Here is a 6,535-nt window from a genome sequence, read left to right as displayed (position 1 = left end):
GGTCGCGTCGGGTCGATCGCGCGGCCGGGGGCGGGTGGTGCCGGTGCGGGCCTCGATCGGGCCGAAGACGGCGACCAGGGCGGCCAGCACCACGGTCAGCATCAGCAGCCACGGCAGGCGCCAGGCCAGCCAGGCGGCCGACCCCACCGGTGGGGTCGGCAGCACTCCCAGCGCGTCCAGGGCGCCCACCAGCAGGATCGCGGCGGTCAGGTGCCAGAGGAAGACGGTGAGCACGACCGCGTTCACCGCGATCACCGCCTGCCAGGGTCGGGGGCGGTGCAGCCAGCGCTCGGCCGGGTCGCGCAGCAGCAGGATCAGCCCGAGCTGGGCGGTGGTCAGGGCGAGCAGGGCCAGGCTGGGCGGGGCGGCGTTGTCCAGCCGCTCACCGGGCACGTTCAGCATGCTGACCGGGTACGGGCCGACGGTGGTCAGCAGCACCGCCCCGGTCAGCCCGCCGACCAGCAGTGCCGTGGCGGCGGGGCGGGACATCGGCAGCCGCCGGCGGCGGATGCCCCGCCCGGGGCCCGACGGTTCCGGGTCCGCGGCGCGGTGGCCGGTGCGGGGGTCGCGCTGCTCGGGGTGGGTGTCGTGGCGCGCGGTGCCGGGAGGGCGGGGGTCGGGTCGCCCCGGCCCCGCCGCGGCGCGCGCGTCGTGCCAGGCGAAGCCGAGCTGGTGAACGGCGAGCCAGCCGAAGAGGTAGTTCGGCAGCGCCAGCCCGGCCGGCCCCAGCGCCCGTCCGAGGTCGCCGGCCGCGACCAGCGCCGCCAGCACCAGCGGGACGAGCAGACCGAAGCGTCGGTGCAGGGCGTGCATGGCCGGGGTCAGCGGCACAACCGCCAGGTAGGCGGCGAGGAACCAGAGCGGGACGGTGGCGAACCAGACGGCGGTGCGGGTCAGCGTCTCCTCGACGCCGGCCAGCGTCGCGACCGCCGCTCCGCCGGTGAGCACCAGCAGCAGGGCGGTGGTGGGCCGCAGCAGGCGTGCAGCCCGGTCCAGCAGCCAGCCGGTGCCGTCGCCGCCGGCGGCCCGGCGGGAAGCCAGCGAGGCGGCGTTGGCGAACCCGCCGACCAGGAAGAAGACCGGCATCACCTGGGCCGCCCAGGTCAGCGGGTACGCCCACGGCAGGTCGGGCAGCGCCGAGCGGCCGGTCGGCCGGCCGGTGGCGTCCTCGCCGATCGCGGTGATCACCCAGTGGCCGAGAACGACCATGACGATCGCGAGCGCCCGGAGCAGGTCGACGAAGCGCTCCCGACCAGCGGGCGTACGCGCGGCGAGCTGCCGCAGACGGCCCATGGCCCCGAGGGTATGCCAGTCCCGGGTTGGCCGGTGGCGATAACGGTTCGGTCGTGGGGGCTTGAAGTCGGCGCGCCGCTGCCGTAGAAATTCTTCAACACCGCACAGCAAACTGAAGACAAATTCCCCCCGTGCCTCGTGCGGCGGTCGCCAACCCCCACCCGACGACCGGCCGGACCGAATCCGAGGAGAGACCATGAACAGGCGTGACATCCTGCGGCGCACCGCCGCCGCCGGGCTGCTGGCCACCCCCGCCGCCGGCCTGCTCGCCGGCTGTGCCACCGGCGGTGGTGGCGACGACAAGGGCGACGCCGGCACCTACAAGGGCACCAAGAGCGAGCAGAACCCGCTCGGTGTCGCCGAGGATGCGCCCCTCGAGGTGGTGATCTTCAACGGCGGCTTCGGCGAGGAGTACGCCAAGGCCCACGAGGCGATGTACACCGAGAAGTACCCGAAGGCGAAGATCAACCACTCGGCGACGCAGGAGATCAGCAAGACCCTCCAGCCGCGCTTCGTCGACGGCACCCCGCCGGACGTGGTCAACAACTCCGGCGCCGGCCAGATCGACTTCAACGGCCTGGTGTCGCAGAACGCCATCGCCGACCTGGGCGAGCTGCTCGCCGCCCCGAGCCTCGACATCCCGGGCAAGACGGTCAAGGACACCCTGCTGCCGGGCGCCGTCGAGGTCGGCTCGTACGACGGCAAGTTCCTGGTGATGAACTACACCTACACCGTCTACGGCATCTGGCACTCCACCAAGCTCTTCACCGAGCGCAAGTGGGAGTACGCCAAGACCTGGGACGAGCACATCGCGCTGTGCAAGCAGATCAAGGCCGCCGGCATCGCCCCCTGGACGTACGCCGGCCTGCACCCCCGCTACATGAGCTGGCCGCTGATCTCCACCGCGATCAAGTTCGGTGGCCCCTCGGTCGCCACCGCGATCGACAACCTGGAGCCCAACGCCTGGAAGTCCGACGCGATGAAGGCCGCGGCCGACGCCTGGCACCAGATCGTCAAGGACAAGTACATCCTGGAAGGATCGTCCGGCCTCGACCACAAGCAGTCGCAGACCGCGTGGTGCCAGGGCAAGGCCGCCTTCATCTCCTGCGGCTCCTGGCTGGAGAGCGAGCAGAAGGACGTCACCCCGGCGGGGTTCAACATGACCGTCCAGCCGACCCCGAGCCTCGGCAGCGGCGACAAGCTGCCCTTCGAGGCGGTCCGCGGTACCGCCGGCGAGCCGTTCATGGTCCCGGCCAAGGCGAAGAACATCGCCGGTGGCCTGGAGCTCTTCCGGATCATGCTGTCCAGGAAGGGCGCGCAGGACTTCACCAAGAAGGTCTCCAGCCTGACCGTGGTGGCCGGCGCCAGCGAGGGCGTCGAGCTGCCGTTCGGACTGGCCACCGTCGTCAAGGCCCTCGACGCGTCCGGGAGCAACGGCTTCAACTGGGTCTACAACAATTACTACCGCAAGCTGGAGCGCAATCTCGTCGACGCGGCCTGCGGCGAGTTCTTCAGCGGGCGGATCGGCCCGGCGGAGTTCCTCGACCAGTGCCAGAAGGGCGCCGACTCGATCGCCCAGGACAGCTCCATCAAGAAGTACAAGCGGGCCGTCTGACAACCGGCGCGGTGGGGGTGGGCCGACCCCGCTCCCACCGCGCCGCCGCCAGGAAATAGGACCTCATCGTGAGACATGGCAAGTACCCGCTGATCGTCACCTTCCTGGTGCCGCCGGTGCTGCTCTACGTCGTGTTCGTCGTGTCGCCGTACCTGCAGACGTTCCAGATCTCCACCACCGACTGGCTCGGCTACTCCGCCGACGCCAACTCGGTGGGGATGGCGAACTTCAAGGCGCTCTGGAACGACGACTACGTCTGGAACGCGTTGAAGAACAACGCCATCCTGCTGGCGCTGGTGCCGGTGCTGACCATTGTGCTCGGCCTCTTCTTCGCCGCCATGCTCAACATGGGCGGCCGGAAGGGGCGGGCGGGGGTCAGCGGGGTGCGCGGCTCGTCGTTCTACCGCACGGTGTACTTCTTCCCGCAGGTGCTCTCCGTCGTGATCATCGCGCTGCTGTGGAAGGAGGTCTACCACCCGAACAAGGGACTGCTCACCAGCGCCCTGAACGGCGTCGGGCTCTCCGCACCGACCTGGCTGGGCGACCCGAAGACCGCCTTCTGGTGCGTCCTGGCGGTGATGATCTGGAGCAACGTCGGCTTCTACGTGGTGCTCTTCGGCGCGGCCATGTCGGCCATCCCGAAGGAGATCTACGAGGCGGTCATGCTCGACGGCGCCTCCCGGCTCACCACGCTGTGGAAGGTGACCATCCCGCTGTTGTGGGACACCGTCCAGGTGGCCTGGGTCTACCTGGCGATCTTCGCCCTGGACGGCTTCATCCTGGTGCAGTTGATGACCAACGGCGGCCCGAACTTCTCCACCGACGTGATCGGCGTGCGGATGTACGACACGGCGTTCGGCAGCGAGACCAAGTTCGGCTACGCCTCGGCGATCGGCGTGGTGATGTTCTTCCTGACCCTCACGGTGGCGGTGCTGGCGCTGCGGGTCAGCAAGCGTGATCGAATCGAGTACTCGTGACCACTCTGGACAAGCCCGCCGCGGCGGTGGCCGCCCCGGCCGCCGCCCCCGCCGACCGTCCCGTACGTCGCGAGCTGGGCGTGGCCAACGTGCTCTCCCACGGCTTCCTGCTGTTCTGGAGCGCGCTGACCGTGCTGCCGCTGCTCTGGATGTTCCTCAGCTCGTTCAAGAGCAACACGGAGATCCTGGCCGACCCCTGGGGGCTCCCCGCCGAGCTGCGCTTGGACAACTGGGTCCGGGCCTGGAACGGTGCGCACATCGGCCAGTACTTCCTCAACAGCCTGCTGGTGGTGGCCGGCTCGGTCACCCTGACCATGCTGATGGGCGCCGCCGCCGCGTACGTCTTCGCCCGGTACGAGTTCCGCGGCAAGCAGGTCGTCTACTACCTCTTCGTCGGCGGGCTGATGTTCCCCGTCTTCCTCGCTCTGGTGCCGCTCTTCTTCGTGGTCCGCAACGCCGGACTGTTCGGCACCTGGACCGGGCTGGTGCTGGTGTACGCGGCCTACTCGCTGCCGTTCACGGTGTTCTTCCTGACCGCCTTCTTCCGGACCCTGCCCACGTCGATCGCGGAGGCGGCGATGGTGGACGGCTGTGGCCACTTCCGGCTCTTCTTCCAGGTGATGCTGCCGATGGCGCGTCCGGGACTGATCAGCGTCGCCATCTTCAACTTCCTCAGCCACTGGAACCAGTTCCTGCTCCCACAGGTGCTGATGCAGGGCGACGAGTCCAAGTGGGTGCTGGCCCAGGGGCTCGCCGCACTGTCGGTCAACCAGGGCTACGCCGGCGACTACGCCCAGCTCTTCGCGGGCCTCACCATCGCGGTGGTGCCGGTGCTCCTGGTGTACGTCGCCTTCCAGCGCCAGGTCCAGTCCGGCCTGACCGCCGGCCAGCTCAAGTGATCCGGCCCGAGCTTGACCGGTAGGAAATCTCCTACCTATGGTGGTCGGCATGACCGTGACACACGTGCAACTGATCTCCGTGCCCGTCAGCGACCAGGACCGGGCCCGGGACTTCTACGTCGACGTCCTCGGATTCGACCTGGTCCGGGACAACCCGATGGGCCCGGGCGGGCGCTGGGTGCAGGTGGCGCCGAAGGGTGCCACGACCAGCCTCACCCTGGTCACCTGGTTCCCGACCATGCCACCGGGCTCGCTTAAGGGGTTGGTGCTGGAGACCGACGACCTGGACGGCGACGTCGCCGCCCTGCGGGGCCGGGGCGTCGTCTTCGCCGACGGCGGCATCCAGCGGGCGCCCTGGGGCCGCTACGCCACCTTCGACGACCCGGACGGCAACGGCATCGTGCTGCAGTCCACCCGTGCCTGAAGCGGACGTCTTCGCGGCGCTGGCCAACCCGGCCCGCCGCGAGCTGCTCCGACTGCTTCGCGACGGGGGGCAGCAGCCGGTGCAGCGACTGGCCGACCACTTCGACATGCGTCGGCCGAGCCTGTCGGAACACCTGAAGGTGCTCAGGGACGCCGGCCTCGTGGTCGAGCAGCGCGCCGGCCGGCAACGGCTGTACTCCCTGCGACCGGAGCCGCTGCGGCAGGTCGCCGACTGGCTCAGCCCGTACGAGCACTTCTGGCGCGGCCGGCTCTCCGCGCTGCGCGAGGTGCTGGACGAGTTGGACGGGGCCGACGGTGGGTGACGTCACGACCATCCGGGTGGACCAGTTCCTGGCTCATCCGCCGGCGAAGGTCTGGCGGGTCCTGACCGATTCCGATCTGATCGCGCGATGGCTGATGCCCAACGACTTCATGCCGGTCGTCGGGCACCGGTTCACCTTCCGCACCGAGCCGCGCCCCGGGCAGGGTTTCGACGGGATCGTGCACTGTGAGGTGCTCGACGTCGACCCGCCGCGCCGGCTGCGCTGGGCCTGGCGCGGCGGTCGGCTGGACACCGTGGTGGCCTGGACCCTCGTCGCCGAGGGGCGGGGCACCCGGCTCTTCCTGGAGCACGCCGGCTTCGACCCGGACGACCCGGTGCAGCAGCGCACCGCCGCCCTGCTCGACGGTGGCTGGCGCTCGCGCGTGTGGCCCCGCCTGGCGGAGGCGCTCGACACGGCCGGCACATAGGCGCAGCGGCGACCGTTACCGATCACGCCGGCCCGTCCGCGTCCCGGCCCGCTCGTCTCGCCCGGTCGCCCCTGCGCCCCGGCCCGCGCTCGGTTCGGTCCGCGGCGGCGGGGAGTGGAGGGCGGGTCAGGAGGTTGTCGGGACCAGCAGTTCGTGCAGGGCCGTCGCGTCGGTCACCTCGGGCAGTTCGCGGGCGGCGAGCCAGGCCGCCGCGGCGGCGCCGTCGCCAGCCGAGCACACTGGCGCGCCCGGCCACCGCCGGCCGACTTCGGCCCGGACGGCCGTGGCCAGCGGGGTGTCCCCGGTGAGCAGACCACCGCCGAGCACGACGGGGGACACCGTGGCGGCGGGGCGGATCCGGGTCGCGCTCTCGGCCAGGTGCCCGGCGGCCTCGTCGATCAGCCCGGCGGCGACCGGCTCGCCGTCGTCGGCGGCGGCGACCACCAGGGGCGCGAGCCGGGCTAGCTCCACCGGGGGTCGCCGGGTGACCGCCTGGATCAGCGTGTCGACCGTGTTCCGGGGGCGGGCCGACACCTCGGCCGAGCCGAGCAGTTCGGTGAGCACGGCGGCGGCCAGCG

Annotated in this window: 7 protein-coding genes and 1 pseudogene; 6 read left to right on the top strand and 2 right to left on the bottom strand. The window is 70.9% G+C overall.

Annotated features, from left to right (window positions below; all coding sequences use genetic code 11):
* The coding region (locus NCC78_RS25825; protein ID WP_250797707.1) for an acyltransferase family protein at window positions 1-1,293 on the bottom strand (1,293 nt) is incomplete at its 3' end.
* A 196-nt stretch (window positions 1,294-1,489) separates the two neighbouring features.
* Here NCC78_RS25825 and ngcE point away from each other — a divergent pair.
* The 6 genes from ngcE (at window position 1,490) to NCC78_RS25795 (ending at window position 5,957) form a co-directional block, all read left to right on the top strand.
* Complete coding sequence (gene ngcE / locus NCC78_RS25820; RefSeq protein WP_250797706.1) at window positions 1,490-2,908, top strand: N-acetylglucosamine/diacetylchitobiose ABC transporter substrate-binding protein; 1,419 nt, start codon at window positions 1,490-1,492, stop codon at window positions 2,906-2,908.
* A gap of 68 nt (window positions 2,909-2,976) precedes the next feature.
* Complete coding sequence (locus tag NCC78_RS25815) at window positions 2,977-3,885, top strand: carbohydrate ABC transporter permease (RefSeq protein ID WP_250797698.1); 909 nt, start codon at window positions 2,977-2,979, stop codon at window positions 3,883-3,885.
* The gene (locus NCC78_RS25810; protein ID WP_250797696.1) at window positions 3,882-4,784 is read left to right on the top strand and encodes a carbohydrate ABC transporter permease; all 903 of its coding nucleotides are present in this window, start codon (window positions 3,882-3,884) and stop codon (window positions 4,782-4,784) included. Before NCC78_RS25815 ends, NCC78_RS25810 begins: the two co-directional genes overlap by 4 nt.
* Before the next feature lie 49 nt (window positions 4,785-4,833).
* Entirely contained in the window at window positions 4,834-5,208 is a 375-nt protein-coding gene (locus NCC78_RS25805; RefSeq protein WP_250797694.1) for a VOC family protein, read from the top strand.
* Window positions 5,201-5,530 (top strand): ArsR/SmtB family transcription factor, encoded by a 330-nt coding sequence (locus NCC78_RS25800; protein WP_250797692.1) that lies wholly within the window; start codon window positions 5,201-5,203, stop codon window positions 5,528-5,530. Before NCC78_RS25805 ends, NCC78_RS25800 begins: the two co-directional genes overlap by 8 nt.
* Window positions 5,523-5,957, top strand: coding sequence for an SRPBCC family protein (locus NCC78_RS25795; RefSeq protein WP_250797689.1), 435 nt, complete (start codon window positions 5,523-5,525; stop codon window positions 5,955-5,957). Before NCC78_RS25800 ends, NCC78_RS25795 begins: the two co-directional genes overlap by 8 nt.
* Before the next feature lie 126 nt (window positions 5,958-6,083).
* Here NCC78_RS25795 and NCC78_RS25790 read toward each other — a convergent pair.
* Window positions 6,084-6,535: pseudogene (locus NCC78_RS25790) on the bottom strand (ATPase); the annotation flags it as partial.

Origin of the sequence: Micromonospora phytophila (assembly GCF_023656545.1) — a bacterium.
Lineage (GTDB): Bacteria > Actinomycetota > Actinomycetes > Mycobacteriales > Micromonosporaceae > Micromonospora > Micromonospora phytophila.
The sequence above is the reverse complement of the archived record's forward strand: the minus strand, read 5'-3'. Positions and strand labels throughout refer to the sequence as shown.